At 66.4% G+C, this 22,539-nt stretch carries 17 protein-coding genes; 11 read left to right on the top strand and 6 right to left on the bottom strand.

Features of this window, described 5'->3' with window-relative positions; genetic code table 11:
- Nucleotides 1-8 precede the first annotated feature (8 nt).
- From ACZ6KF_RS23050 to ACZ6KF_RS23010, 9 genes are all read left to right on the top strand, one after another.
- Nucleotides 9-812, top strand: coding sequence for an oxygen-binding di-iron domain-containing protein (locus ACZ6KF_RS23050; protein ID WP_356626671.1), 804 nt, complete (start codon nucleotides 9-11; stop codon nucleotides 810-812).
- 156 nt (nucleotides 813-968) lie between these two features.
- Nucleotides 969-1,661 (top strand): DsbA family oxidoreductase, encoded by a 693-nt coding sequence (locus tag ACZ6KF_RS23045; protein WP_469239861.1) that lies wholly within the window; start codon nucleotides 969-971, stop codon nucleotides 1,659-1,661.
- Between the two features lie 294 nt (nucleotides 1,662-1,955).
- Complete coding sequence (locus tag ACZ6KF_RS23040; protein WP_356626674.1) at nucleotides 1,956-3,167, top strand: aminotransferase class I/II-fold pyridoxal phosphate-dependent enzyme; 1,212 nt, start codon at nucleotides 1,956-1,958, stop codon at nucleotides 3,165-3,167.
- Nucleotides 3,157-3,654: a DUF6190 family protein gene (locus ACZ6KF_RS23035; protein ID WP_356626676.1), complete on the top strand. Its 498-nt coding sequence runs from the start codon at nucleotides 3,157-3,159 to the stop codon at nucleotides 3,652-3,654. Before ACZ6KF_RS23040 ends, ACZ6KF_RS23035 begins: the two co-directional genes overlap by 11 nt.
- Before the next feature lie 11 nt (nucleotides 3,655-3,665).
- The gene (locus tag ACZ6KF_RS23030; RefSeq protein ID WP_469239859.1) at nucleotides 3,666-4,454 is read left to right on the top strand and encodes a dihydrodipicolinate synthase family protein; all 789 of its coding nucleotides are present in this window, start codon (nucleotides 3,666-3,668) and stop codon (nucleotides 4,452-4,454) included.
- Nucleotides 4,451-5,308: an iron-containing redox enzyme family protein gene (locus ACZ6KF_RS23025; RefSeq protein ID WP_356626678.1), complete on the top strand. Its 858-nt coding sequence runs from the start codon at nucleotides 4,451-4,453 to the stop codon at nucleotides 5,306-5,308. The genes ACZ6KF_RS23030 and ACZ6KF_RS23025 overlap by 4 nt, the downstream gene beginning before the upstream one ends.
- Nucleotides 5,308-5,757 (top strand): Rieske (2Fe-2S) protein, encoded by a 450-nt coding sequence (locus tag ACZ6KF_RS23020; RefSeq protein WP_469239857.1) that lies wholly within the window; start codon nucleotides 5,308-5,310, stop codon nucleotides 5,755-5,757. Before ACZ6KF_RS23025 ends, ACZ6KF_RS23020 begins: the two co-directional genes overlap by 1 nt.
- Entirely contained in the window at nucleotides 5,754-7,208 is a 1,455-nt protein-coding gene (locus ACZ6KF_RS23015) for a purine-cytosine permease family protein (protein WP_356626681.1), read from the top strand. The genes ACZ6KF_RS23020 and ACZ6KF_RS23015 overlap by 4 nt, the downstream gene beginning before the upstream one ends.
- Nucleotides 7,205-8,161 carry a PDR/VanB family oxidoreductase gene (locus ACZ6KF_RS23010; protein ID WP_469239855.1) on the top strand — a complete coding sequence of 319 codons (957 nt, stop codon included), beginning with the start codon at nucleotides 7,205-7,207 and terminating at the stop codon, nucleotides 8,159-8,161. The genes ACZ6KF_RS23015 and ACZ6KF_RS23010 overlap by 4 nt, the downstream gene beginning before the upstream one ends.
- Nucleotides 8,162-8,309: 148 nt before the next feature.
- Here the strand turns inward: ACZ6KF_RS23010 and ACZ6KF_RS23005 are convergent, their stop codons facing one another.
- Complete coding sequence (locus ACZ6KF_RS23005; RefSeq protein ID WP_469239853.1) at nucleotides 8,310-8,723, bottom strand: DNA-binding protein; 414 nt, start codon at nucleotides 8,721-8,723, stop codon at nucleotides 8,310-8,312.
- Entirely contained in the window at nucleotides 8,720-8,983 is a 264-nt protein-coding gene (locus ACZ6KF_RS23000) for a CopG family transcriptional regulator (RefSeq protein WP_469239851.1), read from the bottom strand. Before ACZ6KF_RS23000 ends, ACZ6KF_RS23005 begins: the two co-directional genes overlap by 4 nt.
- 1,223 nt (nucleotides 8,984-10,206) lie before the next feature.
- Between ACZ6KF_RS23000 and ACZ6KF_RS22995 the strand changes: the two genes are divergently transcribed.
- Nucleotides 10,207-10,455 carry an HAD family hydrolase gene (locus tag ACZ6KF_RS22995; protein WP_469239849.1) on the top strand — a complete coding sequence of 83 codons (249 nt, stop codon included), beginning with the start codon at nucleotides 10,207-10,209 and terminating at the stop codon, nucleotides 10,453-10,455.
- A gap of 202 nt (nucleotides 10,456-10,657) precedes the next feature.
- Here the strand turns inward: ACZ6KF_RS22995 and ACZ6KF_RS22990 are convergent, their stop codons facing one another.
- Nucleotides 10,658-12,784 carry an ATP-binding protein gene (locus ACZ6KF_RS22990; RefSeq protein WP_469239846.1) on the bottom strand — a complete coding sequence of 709 codons (2,127 nt, stop codon included), beginning with the start codon at nucleotides 12,782-12,784 and terminating at the stop codon, nucleotides 10,658-10,660.
- 107 nt (nucleotides 12,785-12,891) lie between these two features.
- On the opposite strand from ACZ6KF_RS22990, the gene ACZ6KF_RS22985 reads away from it, so the two are divergent.
- A complete protein-coding gene (locus ACZ6KF_RS22985) occupies nucleotides 12,892-13,932 on the top strand; it encodes a DNA cytosine methyltransferase (protein WP_469239844.1) in 1,041 nt (346 codons plus the stop codon).
- A gap of 215 nt (nucleotides 13,933-14,147) precedes the next feature.
- On the opposite strand, the gene ACZ6KF_RS22980 is transcribed toward ACZ6KF_RS22985, so the two are convergent.
- The 3 genes from ACZ6KF_RS22980 to ACZ6KF_RS22970 are packed head-to-tail and all read right to left on the bottom strand — an operon-like array spanning nucleotide 14,148 to nucleotide 22,526.
- Nucleotides 14,148-19,604, bottom strand: a complete 5,457-nt coding sequence (locus ACZ6KF_RS22980) for a DEAD/DEAH box helicase (protein WP_469239842.1) — start codon at nucleotides 19,602-19,604, stop codon at nucleotides 14,148-14,150.
- Nucleotides 19,601-20,494 carry a hypothetical protein gene (locus ACZ6KF_RS22975; protein ID WP_469239840.1) on the bottom strand — a complete coding sequence of 298 codons (894 nt, stop codon included), beginning with the start codon at nucleotides 20,492-20,494 and terminating at the stop codon, nucleotides 19,601-19,603. Before ACZ6KF_RS22975 ends, ACZ6KF_RS22980 begins: the two co-directional genes overlap by 4 nt.
- On the bottom strand, nucleotides 20,481-22,526 hold the full coding sequence (locus ACZ6KF_RS22970; protein ID WP_469239838.1) for a hypothetical protein: 2,046 nt from the start codon (nucleotides 22,524-22,526) through the stop codon (nucleotides 20,481-20,483). Before ACZ6KF_RS22970 ends, ACZ6KF_RS22975 begins: the two co-directional genes overlap by 14 nt.
- Between the last annotated feature and the right edge of the window lie 13 nt (nucleotides 22,527-22,539).

Genomic DNA, 22,539 nt, shown 5'->3' with positions numbered 1-22,539 from the left:
CCGACCCGATGCTCGAGACCTATACGGCAGGACCCGAACTGCACGTCCTGCCCTCCGAGTTGCCCATACCCGACCTCGGCCTCCAGCCGGTCAACGCCTATCTGCTGCGGGGCGAGCAGCCGATGCTGGTGGACTCGGGCATGCCCGTCGACCGGGCGGGATTCGAGGAGGCCCTGTGGTCCCTGGTCGATCCGGAGGACCTGCGGTGGGTCGTCATCACCCACGACGACCGTGACCACACCGGGAGCCTGCCGGCCCTTCTCGACCGCGCTCCCGGCGCGAAGTTCATCATGAACGCGATATCGCTCACCCGGCTGTCCGAGGAGTTCGACATTCCCGCGGACCGGGTGGTGACGGTCAATCCCGGAAGCCGGATAACCATCGGGGACCGGCGGCTGGAATTCTTCCGCCCGCCCACGTTCGACTCACCGGGAACCCTCGCGATGTTCGACCACCGCGACGGGACGCTTTTCAGCTCCGACAGCTTCGGCACCGTACTGCCGAAAAACGTGCAACATGTCGGCGACGCCGAGGTGAAGGAATTCTTCGAGGGTTTCGACGTGCTCAACCGGGCGATCGCCCCGTGGACGGCGCTGGTCGACGCGGAGAAGTTCGACCGGAACGTCCGCGCCGTGTCCGCCCTGTCCGCCGCCCGCCTGCTGTCGGCCCACGGCCCGACCGTGGAGGGGTCCATGGTCGACGCCCTGATGCAGGCCATGTCCCGCATACCGAGGCTGCCGGCCTGGCTGCCGGGCGCGGACGTCGACCTGGAGGCGGTCCTGGACGCCCACGGGACGGCGACGACCGCCTGATCCGCCGCGACCCCCGACGCCCTTACCTCGACGACCCGCCTCCAGCACCACCACCCCCATCCACCACCCCCGTCCACCACCCCCGTCCACCACCCACCACCACGACCCGCCGGGCCCGCACACCCAGCCCCGCCCTTCACACACCATGGAGCCTCCGTGACCGACACGACCCTCACCCCGCCGCCCGGCGTCATCACCGTCTACTCCGACATCTGGTGCTCCTTCGCGCACATCGCGATCCACCGCCTGCACGCCACCCGCGAGCGCCTCGGCCTGGAGAGCCAGGTCAGCTTCGACCTGCGGGCCTTCCCGCTGGAGCTGCTCAACGACGCGCCCAGCCCGCGCCCCGGAACCGACAGCGAGGTCGGCCGCATGGCGAGCCTGGAGCCCGAGGCCGGCTGGCAGCTGTGGCAGAGCAAGGACTGGCTGTACCCGTCGACGATGCTGCCGGCGCTGGAGGCCATCCAGGCCGCCAAGGAGCAGTCGGCGACCGCCGCCGAGCAGCTCGACCTCGGCCTGCGCAAGGCGTTCTGGGCCGAGTCCCGCTGCGTCAGCCACCGCAAGGTCATCCTGGACGTCGCCGAGGAGACCGGCGCCGTCGACGTGGACGCGCTGGCCGAGGCCTTGGACGACGGCCGGGCCCGCCGCGCCCTCATGGACCAGGCCGCCGACTCCCGCACGGACCGCGTCAACTGCAGCCCGCACCTGTTCCTGTCCGACGGCAGCGACTACGCCAACCCCGGGATCGAGGTGCGCTGGGAGGGCTCGTACGGCATCGGATTCCCGGTGATCGAGTCCGACGACCCCAAGATCTTCGAGGACATCCTTTTGCGGGCGGCCACCGAGTAACGTCCGGACCTCCGGCGCGCCGCAGGCGGCCGGGAACTCCCCTGGGGAGCTCCCGGCCGCCTTTTTTCGCGCATTCAGAAAATCACCGCGATTATCTTTCCCCGGAAAACGTCACCACCATTATTTTGTCCCCGAAAACATCACGGTGATTACCGCTTTGGTAATGGTCGCGTGATTCAGGGCGCCGTGTTTTGTCGGTAGCGTTTCACCTGTGTTTCGGAGCCGCCGAAAAGGCATCGGCCTTCGGTCGGCCGGCCCGGAGCTTCCCCGGAAAATGACGCAGGGAGAATTGTCATGCCCGAGAGCGCGATCAACGACGCCCCGTCCGTGAACGGTTCCGAGAAGGCGGACGTCAGCGCCTTCGTCGACCTGACCCAGCACGAGATCGAGGCGCTGAAGACCCGGTACAACCTCGCCGACGCCCACACCCACCAGCGGCAGTCGCCCAGCCAGGACGCGATCGTGGCCCGGCTGCCCGAGCTGTGGTACGAGTCGGAGTCCAAGCAGCAGGCGCACTTCGAGGCCAAGTTCCTCGACGCCTTCTTCCGCCTGCACCGCCAGCCCACCGCCCGCGAGATGGGCCGCACCCTCCTGTCGTACTCCGCCAGCGTCTCCACCATGGTCGCCGGCATGTACCTCAAGAAGCAGGGGATGTCGGTCTCGCTGGTCGAACCGTGCTTCGACAACCTCGTCGACCTGCTGCGCAACATGCAGGTGCCCATATCGCCGCTGCCCGAGCAGGCGCTGCACGAGACGGACAAGATCTACGAGCGCCTCGCGCAGCACGTCACCACCGACGCGATCTACCTCGTCGACCCCAACAACCCCACCGGCTTCACCCTCCTGGCCCAGAAGCTGGAGGGCTTCCGCGAGGTCGTGCGCTACTGCGTCGACCACCGGAAGGTCCTGGTCATGGACTTCTGCTTCGCCTCGTTCGCGCTGTGCGACGACGCGATCGGGCGGGTGGACATCTACCAGCTGCTGGAGGAGTCCGGCGTCACCTACATGGTGATGGAGGACACCGGCAAGACCTGGCCGATCCAGGACGCCAAGTGCGCCATGATCACCGCCAGCCGGGACATCCAGGAGGACGTCTACAACCTCCACACCAGCGTGCTCCTCAACGTCTCGCCGTTCGTCCTCAACATGGTCACCCAGTACGTCGAGGACTCCATCGCCGACGGCTTCGCCTCCGTGCGGGACGTCATCACCACCAACGGCAAGGCCGCGCGCGAGGCCATGCGGGGCACCATCCTCGAGTTCCAGGAGCCGGTGGTGAACACCTCCGTCGCCTGGTTCAAGATCCTCGCCGAGGACGTCACCGCCACCGAACTGCAGGCCGTGCTCTTCGACGAGGAGGTCTACGTCCTGCCGGGCACGTTCTTCTACTGGAACTCCCCGGAGCGCGGCGAGCGTTACGTCCGGCTGGCGCTGGCCCGCGAGCCGGAGATGTTCGCCGGCGCCATGGACCGGCTGCGGAAGGTGCTCGAGCGCTATGCCGGCTGACCGCGTCTTCATCGACGCCACGCTGTTCATGGGCATGCACAGCAGCGACGACTCCGTCCGCCGCGCCTGCAAGGGCTTCTTCGCCGCCCGCATCGGCGAGAAGGTCACGATGAGCTGGGAGCAGGTCGGCCGCTGCGACGACCTCGTGTGGGGCTACAGCCGCGAGGTGCAGGACGCCTACTACCCCTTCATGGACGTCCTCCACACCGACATGGCCATCGACCGCGTCGGCTACACCGAGGAGGACACCCGCCGCGCCTTCACCACGAAGGAACTGGACGGCCTCCCCGCCCACGAACGGCTGCTGCTCGCCCAGGTCCTGTCCCACTCCGGCGTGCTGTACACGGCGAGCCCCCGCCTCACCGGCCGCACCGACCTCCCGGTCGCCGACCTGCGGACCGCCCCCGCCGAGGACGCCTTCCCCGACCACCTCGAACGGCTGTACAAGGACTCCCTGGTACTGACCGTCGCCTCCGACTCGCTGTGAGGACCCCGGCCATGTATTCCGGAACGATAGTTCCCCTGATCACCCCCATGCGGGACGACGGCGCCGTCGACCAGGACAGCGCCGCCCGCCTCATCGACAGCGTCCGCCACGAGGTCAACGCCCTCATGCCGGCCCTGACCTCCGGCGAGGGCTGGAAACTCGACGAGCGCCAGTGGACGGACATGGTCGACTGCACCGTCCGGCACTCCGGCGCCCTCCCGGTGCTGGCCGGCATCCAGCTCCCCGAGACCGGCCAGGTCGTCCGACGCGCCCTGCGCGCCGTGGAACTGGGCGTCGACGCCGTCGTGGTCACCACCCCGTTCGGCAAGGACGTCACCCAGGACGACATCGTCGAGCACTACCGCACCCTGCGCGCCGCCACCGACGTGCCGATCTTCCTCTACAACGAGGAGGCGCTGTCCGGCAACCGCATCGAGTACGACACCCTGCTGGCCCTGTGCGAACTCCCCGGCATCGTCGGCATCAAGGAGTCCAGCGGCGACGCGGCCTTCACCCGCAAACTCGCCGAGGCCGCCACCGGCATCCCCGTCTTCGAGGGCTGGGAGAACCTGATCACCGCCGCCACCGGCATCGACGGCTTCATCGGCCCGCTCGCCAACCTGGAGCCGGCCCTGTGCAACGCGGTGCTCGTCGACCCCAGCCCCGACCGCCAGGCCGAGGTCGACGCCGTCTGCGAGCGCTACGGCGTCTTCAAGGACGACTGGTACCGCTGGGTCAAGCGGGAACTGCACGCGCGGGGCGTCATCGCCGACCCGGCCGTCCACGAGGAGCTGCGGTGAACCCGGCCACCGTCGTCGCCAACGTGCGGCGCGGCAAGCAGCGCCGCGAACAGGCCCAGCGCGAACTGTACGAGCTGTACCGGCAGGTGCCCGACGCCGAGGGCTACGCCGCCATGCTCGACATCGAGGAGCAGTGGATCCTCCCGCTGGCCCGCGGCTTCGAGACCGAGGCGCCCGAGTTCTCCTCCACCGGCGACCTCCTCCAGGCGCTCAAGGAGTTCCTCGCCGCGGAGGAGGCCGAGGTCTCGGCCAACGAGACCTTCCTCGCCGACGAGGCGACGCTGGAGCAGTTCAAGGTCGTGGTGCGGGAGTTCGCCCTCGACGGCCTGACCGAGTCCGAGTCCCTGCTGCCCGTGGTGCCCAGGCTGCCGTACCGCTCCGGCATGGCGGTCTTCCGGGTCCTGATCGACGAACTCGGCTGCGGCAACGACGACAAGTCCCACTCCCAGCTCTACCGCAACCTCCTGGAGGAGCTGGGCATGAGCACCGACGTCGAGGACTACCTCGACGTCACCGGCCCGGAGAGCTACGCCTACGTCAACATGTTCCACTGGCTGGCCTCCCGCGCCCCGTCCCCGCAGTACTTCCTGGGCGCCTACGGCTACTTCGAGGCCAGCGTGCTCTACGGCTTCCAGAGCTTCGCCCGCGCCGCCAGGCGGCTCGGCATCAAGCAGGACGCGTACTACACCGAGCACCTCTACATCGACTCGTACCACAGCAACCACATGCGCACCGCCATCCGCTCCCTGGACGACCCGGACCTGCCTAAGATCTGGGCCGGCGTGCGGCTCGCCAGCCTCATCGTCGGCAGCGCCACCGAGGCGGCCATCGACCGGGCACGGGAGGTGTCCTGATGGACACCGAGTGCTCGGTGCGGGAGATCAGCGAGGACCTGGTCCTCGTCGAGGTCGCGGGCCGCAAGTTCCTGGCCGCCGCGCGGTGCCCGCACCGGCAGGGCAAGCTCAAGTACGCCCACGTCGACGGGAACCGGCTGCGCATCAAGTGCCCCTTGCACTACTCGACGTTCGACCTGACCAGCGGCGAACGCACGTCGGGGCCGGCGTGCGATCCGCTGCGCATCGTGGACAGCCTGCCGGGCGGGAGCGTGGCGGCAGCGAGTCTGCCGGACGGTGGCCGCGGGGGCGCGGCGGGCGTAACTCTGCCGGACGGTGGCCGCGGGGGCGTGACGGGCGTGAATCCGCCGGACGGCGGCCCGCGCGGTGATGACGGTGGCGAGGGTCTTCCGGCCGGCCGGGGCGTCGCACCCGGCAGCGGCCCCGACACGGGACGGGACGCCTCATGAGCACCCTGAGCGAAGGGGCGGCGCCGACCTCGGCGCCGCCCCGCCCGGCCCCCGCCGAGGCGGACGGCATCGCCCCCGTACCCGACGCCGAACGCACCTCCACCCCGGCCGAGTTCGGCTGGATCTGGCCCTCCGCCCAGTTCTCCTTCGGCACCGTGGTGCTGGGCGCGCTGCCCGTGGTGTTCGGCCTGGGCTGGTGGGACGCGTTCACGTCCATCCTGGTCGGCACGGCGGTCGGCACCCTCCTGCTGGCCCCGCTCGCCCGCCTGGGCGCCCGCACCGGCACCAACGACCCGATATCGTCCGGCGCCCACTTCGGCGTACGCGGCAGGCTGATCGGCAACCTCATCACCATCGTGACCGCGCTGGGGTTCTTCTCCATCGCCGTGTGGACCGGCGGCACGGCCGTCATGGTCGCCGCCCACCGCCTGGTCTCCACGCCGACGGGGCCGGGCGCGCTGACCGTCGCCATGTTCGTCACGGCGGTGGCGGTGGCCGTCGTCGCGGTGCGCGGGCACGACCTGCTGGTGCGCACGTACCGCGTCACCGCGGTGATCGGCGCGGTGGTGCTGGCCGGCACGGTCCTGGTCCTCGCCCCGAAGTTCGACGCCGGCTACGCGGGCGGGACCCACATCCTGTCCAGCCCGCTGCACACCTGGCTGCTGGCGGCGACCGCCTCGGCGACCGTGCCCCTGTCCTACGCCACCTTCCAGGGCGACTACACCCGCTACATGCCCGCCGGCACGCCACCGGGCAGGCTGGTGCGGTACTCGGGCGGGGCGATGTTCGTCAGCACCCTGGCCGCCCTGAGCGCGGGCGCGTACGTGACCACCGTGTTCGCCGGCCCCGACACCCCCTGGCTCCAAGGGCTCACCGACGAGGTCCCCGGCTGGTTCGCCGCGGTCGTCGTGGTCTTCGGGTTCGCCGGCACGCTCCCGCAGGGCGCCCTGTGCCTGTACGCCGCGGGCCTCTCGGCCAACTCCATGGTGTGGCGCGCGCCCCGCGCCGCGGTGACGGCCGTGGTCGCGGTGCTGGCGGGGATCGTGCTGTACCTGGGCGCGGTGCGCCACGACGCCATGGACTCCATGGGCGCGTTCGTGACCCTGCTGCTGACGGTGATCGCCCCGTGGGCCGCCGTCCTCACGGTCGGCCACCACCTGCACGCAGGCCGCTACCACTCCGAGGACCTGCGGTCCTTCACCACGGGCGGGGGAGGCCGCTACTGGTACACGCAGGGCTTCAACCCCCGTGCCCTGGCAGCCTTCGTCACGGGCTCGGCGGTCGGCATCCTGTGGGTCAACAACCCGCTGTACGTCGGCCCGCTGACCGACCTGACCGACGGCGTCGACCTCAGCCTGCCCGTCTCCTTCGCCCTGGCCGCAGCGGTGTACGCCGCGCTGTGCCGCGTATGGCCCGAACCCGCCACGACGCCGGAAGCGTCCCGACGATGACGGAACTGACACTCCTGGTCCGAGAGACGGTCCACGAGGCGGACGGCGTCCTGGGGGTCGTCCTCACCGACCCCCGGGGCGCGGACCTGCCGCCCTGGACCCCCGGCGCCCACCTGGAAGTGCGCCTCCCGTCCGGCCGGATACGCCACTACTCCCTCACCGGCGACCCGGAGGACCGCACGACCTACCGCCTGGGCGTCCTGCGCGAGCGGAACGGCAGAGGAGGATCCGAAGAGATCCACACAACGCAACTGCCCGGCACCCTGCTGACCGCGAAACCCCCGGTCAACCGCTTCACTCTCACCCCCGCCGACCACTACCTCTTCATAGCGGGCGGCATAGGCATCACCCCGATCCTCCCCATGATCCGCCGGACGGCGGCCACCGCCACCCCCTGGACCCTCCTGTACGGCGGCCGCACCCTCTCCTCGATGGCGTACCGCCGGGAACTGAGGGCGCTGGCCGGCGAGGACCCCGGCAGGGTGACGATCGTCCCCCAGGACACCCAGGGCCTGCTGGACCTCGACCGGGCCCTGAAGGCCGTCCCCGCCACGACGGCCGTCTACTGCTGCGGCCCGCCACCGCTGATCGAGGCGGTACGGGAACGCTGCGCCCGCATCCTGCCCGCCGGCACCCTGCACGTCGAACGCTTCACGGCCCCCGACACGGAACCCCGCCCGCCCACCGGCGAGTTCGAGGTGGAACTCCGCCGCACGGGCAAGGTCCTCCACGTCCCGCCCGGCCGCACTCTCCTGGACGTCGTCCGCGAGGCGATCCCGACGGTGGCCTACTCCTGCGAGGAGGGCATGTGCGGCACCTGCGAGACCAAGGTCCTCGCCGGAGTCCCGGAACACCACGACACCGTCCTGACGGAGGAGGAGAGGAGATCGGGCACGACGATGATGATCTGCGTGGGCCGGGCGAAGACGAGCCGGCTGGTGCTGGACCTGTGACCGGGGCCCGGCCTGGGCCTGGGCCTGGGCGTGGCCCGCACCGGGGCCGGGGCTGGACTCACGAGGTCGTGGGGAGAGGCTCCGTCCCCGCCGCATCCGGGGGCGTGGGCTCCTCACGGCCCGCCCACGCATGAGGAGGTGGACGCAGTCAGATCTTGATGACAGTGACGCGCGTACCGCAGAGCGTGGTGAGGTCCTCCGGGTCGGACGTGAGCACGGTGACGGGCCCTGGAGCAGCGAGCGCGGTCGCGCTGAGCATGGCGTCGATGGCGTACTTGTGGCCGTGCAGGCCGGCATCGGCGAGCAGGGCGGCGGCACGGCGCGCGACTGCGTCGGTGACCGGCTCCACGACGAGGCGGGAGAGCGTCCACTCCAGGGCCGGGCGGTTGATGCGCGGATGGACGACTTCCACCAGAGTGGCCGCCGACGTGATCACTCGCAGGTCATCGGCGCGCGCCAACGCGAGCCAGGCGGTGACTGTGCGGTCACGCAACACAGCCTTGGCCAGTCCCTCGCTGTCGAGTACCAGCGTGCCGCCCGGGTTGGCAGGGGAGTGCGTCACGCCGCGTCGACCTCATCCCCGGCCTGCTGCGCGCGTGCCTGGTGCAGCTGGTCGCGCAGGGCCTGCACCTCGTCCTCCGTGATCGGGCCGTGCTCGGCCTCGGCGACCTGGATGAGGTCGTTGAGGTTGTCACGCTCGATCTGCCGGGCAACGGCGGCGGCGACGTAGGCCGACAGCCCGGAAGGGCCACTACGGTCGCGCGCGGCTTCGGCGATGTCGCGGGGCATCGTGATCGAGTACTTCCGGGTGGGCTCACTCATGCTCTCTATGCTACTGCGGATGCCACCACGCCGGGGAGTGGACGGCTGTTCACCTGGACCAGATGCGTAGGTGGCCGATGCTGAGCTGCCGGCGCCTTCGACAGCGTCGACAACGGGGACGACGACACCGCTCAGCACCTGTTCCTCGGCGTACTGCGCGCTGCCCACGACTCCGGGCGAGTCCCGCCTATGCGCTTGCGCCCGGGGCTTCCTGGCTATCCACGGCTGCTCCGCCGACGGCCCACGCGATGGCATCCCCGCCGCCCGCGTGGCACGCCAGGCCCACCGACCAGGACGCTCTGGCATGTTCCTCACCCACCAGGGGGAACGGGCGACGCCCGCCGTCGCGAGGAACGCCACGTCAGCGGCCCTGACCGAGGCCGATGGCCTCCGGGCCCGCAGCCCGGGAGGACGGCCCCGCACTGGCTCGCCCGGACCAATCGGGCGAGACCCTCGGACAGGCTGGCAGTTGCTACCTGAACACGGGCGTCCGGCCCGCGCCGCCGAACCTTTTGCCGTTTCTCGTGAGGTGCTCCATCGCGACGAGACCCGCACGACTGCCCCGTTCCTCCTACGGGCAGCAACCGCGCAGACGCGTGCCAGTGCCGCCAGAGGCGATTGCGTCCCTGCCCAGGAGGTCCTCATCCTCATCGGGGGCATTCACTCTGCCTACTCGCCCACAACCCGCGTACAACGCTGAACGAAGCCCGTCCGCGACCTCCTCGACCAAGGACAGCGCGTCCTCAAGGAACGAGTCACCGCATGCTCCTCGTCCTGTGGGACATCGACCGCACCCTCCTCTACACAGGGGACATCGACCGCCAGGTGTACCGCGAACTCTTCGAGGAGGTGATCGGGCGCCCGGCCACCCACCTCCCGGCACGTGGTACGGGGGTGACCATGCCGTTGGCGGTACGGGAACTCCTCCGGGTCAACGGGGTGGAGCCCGCGAGGATCGAGGAATTTGCGGAACGCATTAGTCGAGCGCATGCCCGCACAACTCGCCGCTCACCGCGACGACATCGTCCGCACGGGCCGCGTGATGCCAGGCGCCCCCGAAGCGCTCGCGGCGGTCGCAACCCGAACTGATCCCAACGGTCTTCACAGGCAACCTACGAGGCAGTGCCGAAACCAAGCTCAGAGTCCTGGGCCTGGCCGAGCACCTGGACCTAACCATCGGCGGCTACGCCTCAGACGACTCCCATCGCCCGCCCCTCGTCCGGATGGCCCAACAACGAGCCGGCATCCGCTACGGCCAATCCTTCACCCGCCGTTCGACCGTGATCATCGGCGACTCCCTGGAAGACGTCCGCACGGGCCGGGAGGGCGGCGCGAGCGTCATCGCGGTGGCATCTGGTACTACGCCGGCCGATGAGCTTGCGGCGGCTGGAGCTGATCACATCGTTGCTGACCTGACTGATGGTGAGCGGGTGCTTGATCTGATCGGGCGATGTGCTGCTCTATCTGCTTGAACAAGGCCCTGACCTACAGTCCGGTTCCGTGTTATGACCGCAGCGCCGGGCGGCCGAACCTTGACCAACGGCTCCGGAGGCCTCTTCGGTCCCATGCATGCGCGCAGGTCACAGAGCTCTAGTGCCGCCACTGAGCGAGGCTAGTCCATGGATAGTCCACGGCTCGATGGGGCACTGCCTCCGGCGCGAGGCTTGTTGGCGCCTACGGGGCATCGAGCCCTCCTGGGTCGCGCCGCAGTTTCTCGACCTTCCTGAGGAAGTCCTGATGTGCCTGATCAGTCTGTTCCAACAGGTCGTACCAGCTACGCCGTTCGACGTTCACACTCTCTTTGAGGAGTCTGCGGTTGGTGCGACTCAGCCGATCGATGTGATCCACAATGAAGGTGAGTCGGCGGATTGGGAAGGTAGCCCCAAATTCCGGAGTATCGTCAAGGAATTCTTCGAGGCTCTCCAGATAGTCGACCGCCCTGGTGAATTCTTCGTCAGTCAGATGATAGTCGACTCGTTTGATCTCAACCACCCAGATGGTACCTCGGGGGCCGTTGAGGAGTACGAAATCTGGTCGGCGCTCCGGGTCCCGGATCGCAGTGGTAGCGATCAGCTGGTTCGATTTCTTGAAGTACCAGGACTCGAAACTGTTGCGGACACGTTCGAGTGCGTCGTTCATGCCCAGCGGGGTCCATTCGGGAGCCAGGAGCCACGGAGCTTTCTCGATGAGTTCTTGAAGGGGACGTTCTAGTGTGGCTCCATCTGCGATCAGCTGCCGCAGTCTGGTGACGACCTCCACCCGTTCCTGCGCTACTTGGCCGAGAGCATAGAACTCTGCGACCCTGGCCTTCTGGAATAGTGCGAGAACTATGTCGAGCGGACTATCTACTTCCTTAGAAACTTGGTGCAGCGTTTCCAGGAGCTCCTTGTGCGGTGCGATGTTCTTGGACAACTGAAGGTAGCGCTCAACTCGCTGAGGGTCCGAGGCCGCTTCGCGGTCGCTGTCGGCGACCAGAACACGAAATGCCTCCTTCACCGAATTTCGGTACTGCGGGTCGCCAGGGGCCTCGACTAGTAGTCGGGCATCAAGATCCGCGGCCTGCTCGAAGACCTCACGCGTCCGCCTCTGGACCGATGACCTGCCCCGCTTGGCGAGCTCCTTGACCTGTTTCGCGCCCCACGTCTGCAGGACTTGGCCAAGGTCGGAGGTCCAGATGATGTCCTGCCGGTCGGACCGGACTAGGTCTTCGTCTTCGTCCAGCCACTCAACGTGGATCTCACCCGTTAAGTACGATCGAACGCTCCATTCTCCTGTGAAACCAGAGGTCGCGCCGAAGTCCCGGGTCGTGGCCACGATCTTTCCGCGAGCATAGATGCGCACGCCGGCCATGACCTCGTCTTTGTACGGGTTCTTCGCGAAGGCGAGCCATCCTGACACGGGAAGTGGATCCGAACCCTCTGGTCCGATCGGGGTTCGGTCGAACGTGACCTTGGTGTCCTCCTGAAGGTCAATACTCAACTCGCCGAGACGAAAAGACTCCTGTGCCAGCCCAGGGAGTGCTTCACTTTCTCGGGTATTGAATATCTCGACATCCCAGTCGTCGCGGCGAATGCCGAAGCGAGCGCAGAGCTGCCGGTGCAGTTCGTCCCCCTTGGGGACCAGTTTTCGGTTGAAATCTGTGAGACGAATGCTCGTGCCGTGATGTTCCCGAAATGTACCGTCGAGATGGCCCACTTCAGGAAGGTAGTCGTCCTCGGAGTCAAACATCATGTCGTCGAGGTGCAGCTTTATGTGGGACACCCGGTATCCCTGGTCGGTCGGGTCGCCCCCAGCCGTGATTACCTCAACTGTCCGACAGATCCCGAAGGGCGCCAGCTTCCCAATGCCCTTCCTGCCCATGACGCGCCGCCCCTTGAGACGGGAGGTGTCCTTGCCGAAGCGCCCCCGCCGATCGGATCCGACAAGCAAGTAATGGGTGTTGACCTCATCGGCCGTCATCCCGTGCCCGTTGTCCTCCACGGAGATCTCATACTGATCGGCGACCGGCTTGCCAGCCGGTGAGGCAAGCCAAGTACCAAACGGCAGACGGACCTTCACCTCTGTGGCATCCGCGTCGTAGGCGTTGGCGATGATCTCGGCGAGGACCGCAGAGACGCGGTCGTACAGCTTGATGCCGAGCTTGTCGACTGTGAGCCGGCTGATCCGCATGCGGTAGGGGCCGGTGGCATCGCCTGGGCCGGTAGCGCTCCTACCGGAAACGTCGTGGCTCCGGTCTTTCTGCCTTGGCACTACTGGGAAGAGGCCATCAGTCTCCGGCCGCTCCGGACCCACGTGCGTCACGAACCCACCCCCCGGTGTCATCAAGTACTCGCCAGCTAAGCACAGCTGAGGGGCTGTCAAAAAGAGGTACCTGACGCGCTAACGTCCTGACAGACTAAGATCACGCCATGCCCACGTACAGCGCTGTGGATCTGTTCGCTGGGGCGGGGGGCGCAACACGAGGCCTGAGGGATGCGGGTTTCGCGATGCTCGCCGCCGTGGAGAATGACCTGGAGGCGGCCGGAACCTACCGTAGGAACCACCCCAGAGTGGCCCTCTTCGTTGAGGACATCCGCACTGTGGAACCGCAGGCACTCCTCGCCGGCACCGCTCTCTCGCCAGGGGAACTTGATCTGCTCAAGGCCTGCCCGCCCTGTCAGGGATTCTCTACCCTCGCGAAGGGCCTGGTCGACGAGCGGCGGAACGACCTCGTGCTGGATACCTTCCGCTTCGTCGAAGCGCTGCGGCCGCGAGTCGTCTTGCTTGAGAACGTCCCGGGACTGGCCAGGGATCGTCGACTACCCAACCTTCAACGCCTGCTGACGGAGGCTGGGTATCAAATAAGGACAAGCACAATGGACGCCGCCGCGTTCGGAGTGCCCCAGCGTCGCAAGCGCTTCATATGCTTCGCTGTCAGGGAAGATGTCCCCTTCGCATTCGACGGCAACCTTACGGATCTGTTGCCTCGCAGCTTCCAGAGGGCTCCGCGGACAGCCGGGCAGGCGCTCGCGCATCTGGCGCGCCGTTCCCGTCCTGACGACCCGCTGAACGTGCACCGCAAGAGTTCGGCCTCCGTTGAAGCGCGGATTGCAGCCATTCCGGTGGGTGGCAACCGTTTCGATCTACCGGAGGAGCACCAGCTGGACTGTCACAAGCGACTAGCTTCGCGAAACGCCGGCTCTTCTTACGGCAGGGTCAAGCTTGATGAACCTGCCCCCACCATGACCACACGGTGCACGACTCCAGCCTGTGGCACGTTCATACATCCGACCGAGAACCGTGGTTTGACGCTGCGTGAGGCAGCTACGTTTCAGACGTTTCCGGTGAACTACAAGTTCTACGGTTACTACGGTTCTATCGAGCGCCAGATCGGCAATGCCGTCCCGGTGCGTATGGCGAAAGGGCTTGGGCTGATCGCTTCCGCCATCCTGAGCGGATCGCTCGCTTGAAACACATGCACGGGCGGGAGACCGACTTGCGCGGCTGCTCGACGCTTGGCTGGTGTGCCCCTCGCCTGCCACGACGGTCCACAGACGCCCACGCTTGTCTTTGTGCGTGGGCGCCTATTCATGTAGTTAAAACCGTGTCCTACGTGGTGAGGCGGGCGTGTCGCTTGTAGCTGCACACGGGTGCGGCGAGGCCGAGAAAGGCCGGCCCACATCCGTCACCGCCGTCGAGCAGCCTCAAGGCAGTCCAGGATGCGGACAGGGCTTTTCTCTAGGGTGAACCAGTCAGCGACAAGGACTCGCGAAGCGTTCTGGGTGTGCGCTTGCGCGGCGTTCAGTGCCGTGTCGAGCCGAGGGCTGACTAGCCTGCCCTCGCATGCCTCGAGCGGATGCTTGGCAATGACCACCCACGGCTCCCTGCGGTAGGTCAGTTGGAGCGTCGAAGTCGGTCCCTGCAGTAGCACTTCCCCTCCGAAGAGCGACTGGAGTGCGGAGAGCGACCGGGCACCGCGTTGCGCGTCGTCCGGGATGTTGCTGCCGCGCAGAACCTCGAGCAGGTCCGCGGCCAGCCTCCAGTCCAACAGCGGGTGAACTGCCATGTTGGAGTAGTCGCGCAGACACTGGGGACAGGAGGACTTGCAGACGTCTGCATGTCCGGGTTTCTGAAGCTCCATGATCAGTTCGGTGACGTCGTCCATGAAGGGGGCGAGACCCGGCGACGTGCCCAGGTGTGTGCTGAAGCCGGCCCCGTTCTCTAGGGAATCAGCAAGGAAGGCGTACATGGCGTGGCCATCCAAGTGAGGGCCTGTGTGCACGCCTGCGACCAGCTCCTGCCGAGCCATATCGAGATGCAGTGCTGCCGCTGCGCGGAGCAGGAAGGCAAGGGAATACCAGGCAGCCCGGCGGCCCTCGCTCAGGTCCTGCGCGTACAGCGGATTCGTTTCCTGGGTGAAGTTGAGCCGAAGGCCGCGTTCAGCGTCGGTGGTTGCCTGGGGGCCGATGAACAGGAAGTCTGTCTGGAGTCGTGCGCTGAGTGCTACCTCGAAGGGATCGCCGTGGGCTCCGAAGCCCTTCGTCTGGTCGACGCTCGTGGTGGCGATGTATCCGCCCCAGTTCCCGGTAGCGCGGCGGAACGAAAAGAGTTTGCCGCCGTTGTCATTGATCACGTAGCGCGTCGCAGGACCTGCATAGACGTCTGCCTCGTGCCAGGAGTTCCTCGTCAGGTCGGGGAGATTGACCGACGCTCGTGAGGTCACGGTCCTCGGTGACCACGTGAAGTTCCCGTCGAAGTCCCGGTCGTACCGGGCTCGGAACCCAGCTGGCTCCCGCAGGTCGACGACGGTGTACTCGCTGGATCCGCAGACTTTGCAGACGGCCCTATCTCCTGTGGGAGTGGTGTCGATGGAGTTGCAGGTCTGGCACAGTCCGACCGGCTGATGGTTTTCGAGGGGTTCGTCGATATACCTGGGCTCGCGGGACAATTTGGCCTCGAACTCCGTGACGCCAACTGCGACGTACACCTCGCCGTCCCGGATGGACTCGGCACCGGGGGAGAATTCGGAGACGGCGATGGCGATATCCCGGTCGATCGTCATGTCCGGCGGCCAGGGATAGGAACGCTTGGGCCGTTCCAGGTAGAGCTGGCGCACTCTCGTGGGGAAGCCGAACATCGGAAGGATGCCAGCGTGGGCCAGGCGCTCGCTGAGCTCCTGAGCACCAACAGGCTGGGCTGCGATGTTCGTGATCGCCTTGATGACGTGATCTACCCATGCACCGTCGGGGCTTGAGTCGTGCTCGAAGGGAGTGAACGCGGTCAGGGCGCGCGCGGCTGAGGTGATTTCGTTTGGGTGTTTGGTCAGCCAGTCGCGTACGTGCGGCTCGGCAGCGGGCCAGGAGTTGGCGAGCCCGAACTCCCCGTGGGGATTGCTTGTTCCGCCGATGGCGGGAAGTGCTGCATAGGCGAGGCGCAGTACCTCGGCGGTCAGGGCACGTTGGAAGATCTCCATACGGCCCAGGGTGAGGTACGGCGGCTGGGTCGGTTCGTTGGTGATCGCATCAGGGTTGGCGAAGTAGTGCTCGTCGTGACTGCGGCCGCGGCAGACCGTGAGCGCAACAGCCACCGGGCTGGACCGGCGGCCAGCGCGACCGACGCGTTGCTGATAGTTGAACCGGCTTGGCGGCATGTTCGCCATCACAACTGCGGACAGCGGGCCGATGTCGACGCCGGCCTCCATCGTGGTAGTGACGGAGAGTAGGTCGAGTTCGTGTACCTTCTCGATTTCGTCTTGAAGAAAGACGCCCTGGAAACGGGCCTGCCGGGCCTGTGCTTCGGTGCGGCCAGTCTGACCGGTGAGTTCCGCGCTGTTCATGGGGAACTCACCGCGTCGGCTGTGTGCTTTCCACGCGTAGTAGTCGTCCTCCCATGCTCGTTCGACAGGGGCTGAATCGGGGGGGAGCGTCGCGTGACAGCGGATGCAGACGTCAGCGGCGTCGGTGAGGTGCCTGCAACCACATGTCGAGCAGACTTTCATGGTGGGGCCTGGCTGCCGGATACATACCTTGGCCGGGTCGATGAGGTATTCCCGTACGGAGTTACCCCATGCCTTCTCCGCTTCCTGTTGGACGCTGTCCTCGTCCCATGCGGGACCGCGAAGGAGGGCGACCGCTTTCCAGTAGGTTCGAAGCTTGCTGGGGGCTTTGGTGCGCGGATCCCGGTCCATGCCGTTGAAGCGTCGCATGCCGGCTAGGAGCCGGAGGCTTGCCTGGCCAAGTGACGTCGGGTCTGGCGCCGCTTGAAGGTTGGAGATGTAGCCGAGCCCAATGGACTCAACATCGCGTCCTCCGCCGGAGAACAGCGATTCGAGAGCGTTCTCGAGTAGCCCGCCCTCCGAGCTGAATGCAGCTGCTTTGTCGGCTGCACTTGCATAGTTGCTGAGCTTGGGCTGGTCGTCCGTCCAGTCGTAGATGGAGTACCAGTCAGTGCCATTATGGCCTTGGGCGGAACGCATCGTGCCTGCAGGATTCACACCCAGCCGGAGAAGCCTCGGGTGAACTCTGCTGCGTACGAGGTCCCACAGTGAGGGAGCGGTGGCGAGCTGGGCTTCCGCACTCAGGGCAGCTTCCTCTTCGCCGCGCATCACGGCGAAGAGGAGTTCTCTTACCGCATCGGGCATGACCTCTTCGAGTTGTGCCACGGCCTCCTTGACCTCTGCGGACTTGTCGCCGTTGGCCAGAGCACGGACTGCTGCGATACCCGCGGCCGGGGCTTCGAGTTTGCTCAGCTCATCGAGAGTGACGAGGCGTACGAGGTCTTGGTAGTGGCGGAGGGCCATGCCCGGCGCCAGTTTAGCCGCGTCGCGGCGGCTGTCCGTGAAGATCAGCAGTTTCCGGTCACGTCGTTCGCGGAACTGCTCGGCCAGCTCGTCGGCGAGCAGCTGGTTGACCTTCTCGAAACCGGTTCTCATCCCGCGAATTGGGGACACAAACCGGGCTGGGTCTAGCGGAGGCAGCGTCGCTTTCGTGGCAGGATTCCATGTGCGCTCCCAGTCTGCGCCGCAGCACGGGCACCTTGTGGGGAACGCAGGAATCCGGCCGGTGTCGGCCTTGGGTTGTTTGCTGCTGTCCCGGCTTCGCTGGCTCCTGACGTGGAAGCTCCAGCCGGTCCAGTTCTCGCCGTCGTTCTCAAGTCGGCCAGAGCCCGGCTCCAGGCGGCTGCGCCGGAAGGCGAAGGTGACCTTCCCGCCGTCTGCCGTCCACTTGCCGTCGTCGTCGGCGCGCTGGATCTGATTCGTCGGCCAGTAGACGACGTAGTTGTCCGCTGTACGGTCGCTCCTGGATGCGTCGGGAACGCGGCTCAGATCAGGGCTGTCAGGGAGCAGGAAGGAGGAGAAAGTGGTCCGGCCAAAGGCGTTGCGCGGGGCGTAGCCGCCCAGCATTGCTTCGCCGCAGGAGAGACAATAGACGAGCTCCAGAACCCGTGCTCCGCAATCGCATGTGCTGCGGGGCACTGTGTACAGACGACCGATGCGCCGCTCCGGCGAAGCGTACTCTGCGGACACTGCCGTGCAGTCCGGGTCCGTGCAGGCCCAGATGCCGGCAACGTTGCGGAAGAACAGATGGATCCGTAGTTGCGGCCGTGCGTGCTTTTCGTCTGCAGTGGCAGTGCGGATGGCCGTCGCGGTGCCACGCAGCGCGGTCAGCGCCCCCCGAGGGCTGCTCTCCGGGAAGAGCTTCGCAGCCAGCTCCGTGGCAGGGATTGCTGATGGAGCAACGGCAGTCCCGTCTCCTCCCAGCGCCTTGAAGACCGCAGTGTCAGCCCCTGTTTGCTTCAGGAGTTCGGTAGCTTGGTCAGAGGTCAGGTCCCGTTCTGCGGCTTCTGCCAGTACCTGAGCAGCAGTCTGGATAGCCGGGGGTCCCACCGGGCGGGGAGCGGGTAGGCCTGGAATGAACTCGAAGGTCTCCTTGCCAACGGCAAAGAACTCCTGGAGGAACTGCCGGTCCTCGGCCCGCTGCTCGTCGAGTGAGGCGGACGCGGCGAGGACGCGCAGCTTCTCAGAGTGGCCTGCGAGGCCAAGGCGTTGTTTAAGGTTCCTGATGAGGTAGGCGACTTCGGTGCCGGCAGTGCCGCGGTACATGTGCAGTTCGTCGACGACGAGCGTGAAGCGAGCATCGGGAGTTGTATCGAGCCACTCGGCGGTGCTGTCGAAGAAGCCTCGGTCGCGGCTTCGCTGCAGCATGACGTTTAGCATTGAGTAGTTGGTGATGAGGATGTCCGGAGGGGCGTCGTACATGTCCCACCGAGAGCGCATTTCAGCGCCATCCAGGCTAGGGACAAAGTACTGCCGCCCCTGCTGGTCCATCTTCGCCCGGTCGACCTCCACCGCCTTTGCATGCCGGGCTGCCGTGGCGCTCAGATGCTTCCGCAGCTCTTCGAGCGAGCCGTTGGAACGGTTCCCCCCTCTCGGGGCGTCGTCCGGCCGGACACCGGTAACGGGCGTAGCCCCGGTGAAGCGGCCGAAGTAGAAGCGGTGGCCCTGGCGGTTTTCCCGCAGCCAGGCCCGGGCAGTTGCGCTGTCAAGGGTCCGGCGCAGACGCACCAGTTGGTCATCGACCAGGGCGTTCATGGGATAGAGGACCATCGCACGGACCGCCTTGGGCCGGTGCCCACTCTCTCCTTCGCGCTGGCTGCGGAAGGGCCTGGATGGCTTCTGCCACCAGGGGTCAAATGGGGCCGGGCCGCCAGTCCAGGACCGAGATTCCCGGATGAGATCCGCAATGATCGGCAGCATGAACGCCTCGGTCTTGCCGGATCCCGTGCCGGCGGTGACTACCGCGTTTTTCCCGGGAGCGGCGGTGCCGGTAAGCATGCGCTCCTGGTGTGTGTACAGCTTCATCTCGGGTCTGTCGAAGAGGCCGCATGCGGCGAAATCACCGAGTTCTCCTGTTGGGTCAGCGCCCCTCATGGATGCCCGAAGATCGCGGTCGACCTGCCGGTACCGCGGCCGCAGTTCGATGTAGGGCTCGGCGGAGATACTTCCAGCCTGCTCAAGCAGAGCGCGCCGTTCTGCTTGGAGGTGGTCGTCACGTAGCCGGAAGGCCGTGTCGTAATAGCGCAGGTAGGCATCCCGCAGAGCGTCCACGGCTCTGAAGGCATCAAGTCCGGCAGGCGTGGTCACGTGGTCTCCAGCTTGCGGCGAAGGGAACGGGCTATCTTTTCGGCGATGCGGAAGGGAACACCGTCGTATTCCGTTGTTTGCCCAGTGAGGCGCGGTGGGAGGCCGGTGCACAGGATTGCGGCTTCGGCATGAGCGGCAGGCAGGTGCATCCGGCGGTCAACGACAAGGGTGCCGAGAGAACTGCTGGTTCTATAGCGCGACTCGGACCGCCAGACGAGCGGGTGGCTGTTGGGCGACAGCACATAGTAGGCGCCTTCCCAGCGATCACTCCTGTACCAGTCGTGTCCGTCGAAGATGGCGTAGCGGGTCCGGTCGCCGTCGATATGGCCCTTGTAGAGGCCATTCCGCGGTTGAGCTCCCACTTCGATCCGCTCGAAGGAGAGGCTGGCCGGGTTGAACCAGTCGGCCAATCGGCCCGTCGGCGGCGCAGTAGTGGCGCCGAGCTTCAGTACGGCCAAAGTATCGGCGAGCCTGTCGGCGGCGCAGGGTTCGGACCGAATACCCAGGGACGTAGCGAGTTCGTCGCGCTCGCCCGATCCGCTGAGATGCCACCACACGGTGGAGGGGTGCGGCATCTGCCAGTCCAGTGAGACCTCGCGGTGTACGACAGCGCCACGGCTGATGTATTCCTCGGCGATCACCGGGCGGGCACCGCTGAGAAGGGTTGTCTTGAGATTACTGGGCAGCGGGGTGAGTACACACGGTCGCGATTTCCATCGATCGGCCTGCCAGTCGATGTCTGCGATCCCGAGTCGCTGGAGCTGGGCAACCCAGTTCCGGGCTGCTTTTCGTTCCCGAGATGCGGCCCACTCTACGCTCTTGACAAGGCGCGAAAGGTTCCCGGACTGGTGCTCCGCCATCCACGCAACAATGAGGTCAGGGTCGAACACGGTGGAATCCTGTCTGGGCTGCATGGGCGAGGACGCTTGTGCAGTATCGAGTCCACAGTCGCCTGTGCTGGCTGTTGCGGGGCCCGACAAGAACGAGGCGCGCCCAGTAATGCCGGGCGGCGTCGCTGAGCATGCTTATTTCTGGCTCCCGCTCTTGGAGAAGCGTAATAGTCGTCTCTCCCGTTTCGGGGGTGATGACCAGCCATACCGCCTCCTCAGGAAGGTCGACATAGCATTGGGCTGACTTATCGAGCCCGGTGCCCCTTGCAATCCACCAGCGTGGTTGCGCAGGACGGCGGGGGAACTCAAATTTGCCCTTCGCTGTCAGAAATCGGACGTCCCCGTTGACGGGTACGGCGATGCGACGGCCGTCCGACACACGGTGGCGAGCCGCCACTTGCCTGGTGCCGGATAGACGTCCGTGCAGTTCGTGGAGCGAGAAGTTGACGGACTGCCCGCAATACTCCAGGCGATAGTTCCCTGCGCGCAAGTCCCGTCCGCGCAGCGGTACATATCCCGGGGCGCTGAGACGCACAGGGCTGCCCCCCCGGCTGGGATGAAGAAGGGCCTCCCCACTGCTGTCGCCGGAGAGCACGACGTCAGGTTCGCCGCCTACGAGGTAACAATGGTGCGCAATAGATCCCGAGACCTTGGCTCGGAGACCGCCCACGAGCCGCGCCCGCCGCCCGGCCCGGGTGTGCATACCAGTCATTCCAGCTGCAGCCAACGCATTGCTGAGGAGCTGCTCTTCAGTGAGCTCAACCTCATCCGTCAAGCACCAGCCTGGGACGGATGTCTCGTCCGGCCGGTACCACCGCTCTCCTGCCTCCGCAAAGAAGCACCGGGCTGCCGCTTCCCCTGCGGCATCGAACAGAAGCCGATACGGCTCCCCTACAGCTACGGAGGAGACCTCTACCAACCCTCCCGCCTCTTCGTGCTCACCAAGGATCACGACGTTCCGAGGCGGCAAGCAAATTTGTGCAGTCGCGCTTGCGGCTGAGAAGCCGCCCGACAGTGCGTCCTCGATCGAGGGCAGGCCGCCAGACAGCGTGTAACGCTCGGTGTCAGGCTCGGCGATGTCGACGGTGATGCTGCCGACCGAATGCCTGAGCGTGTCATGCGGAACGTCAGGAACGCTCGGCGCGTACCAGCTCAGCAGCCACCCATCGACGAAGTCATCGCGGGCGCGGACCAGCAGGCGGATCTCACGAAGCCCGGAGGCCGACGCAACGTCGGGAATGCCCTCGGCAGCGAGTTTCTCCAGGAGCGGTTCAAGCACCTCGTCATCCGCCCGGTTCTCCAATGCATCTCTGAAACGCCGGGAAAGCCCCCGTTTGTTCGTACTCCAGCGTCTGAGGTGATCCAGCAGCTGGCGACCGGGAACGTGAGCGGCATCGGGAATGGAATGCAGAAACTCGGCCAGGGCCGGTCGATCCGTCATGCGCACGACGGCCTGGGACTTTGCGTAGTCGATGAAGGAGGTCTTCGCCACTCGCCGTAGCGTGCTGACGCCCCGCTCACCACCCTGGGCAGTCATCCATTCGTCAAGATCGTGCCAGAGGAGCTTGACGGTCCCCCGATGATCTTTGAGGAGCTTGACGTGGTGGTCTACAGGTACGGTAGGCCTGAGGATCTCAGCGAGCCGGTCGTAGTACGCCGGCGCGCCCGCACCCCGTCGAGCCCGCATCTGGACCGCCGCATACACCGTGGCCGCCAGAAGAGGGAGGCAAGGTGGGGGTTCCTCGCGAGATCCATGCCTCCAGAGCTCCGTGCGCAGAGCGACGGGCTCGTACGGGTTGCCCCGCCAGTTCAGCAGCGCCGAGACAGCATCGCCCAGCAGCGCAGGCCGGGCCTGCTCAACATCACTGCTCTCCAACTCGTAAGAGTCGACGAAGAACAGGACTGGCCTGCCGGCCTGCTCGGGTCCGAAGTACTGCCGGGCGAAGTGCGCCTGCCACCATTCATAAGACGCGACGGGCAGCATGTCCGCAGAGCCAGTACTGCCGCCGGACTGCCCATTGTTCCCGTCCACGGCCCACCCCTGC

It is taken from the genome of Streptomyces sp. NPDC046379, assembly GCF_055587785.1.
This window is presented reverse-complemented; position numbering and strand designations above follow the sequence as displayed.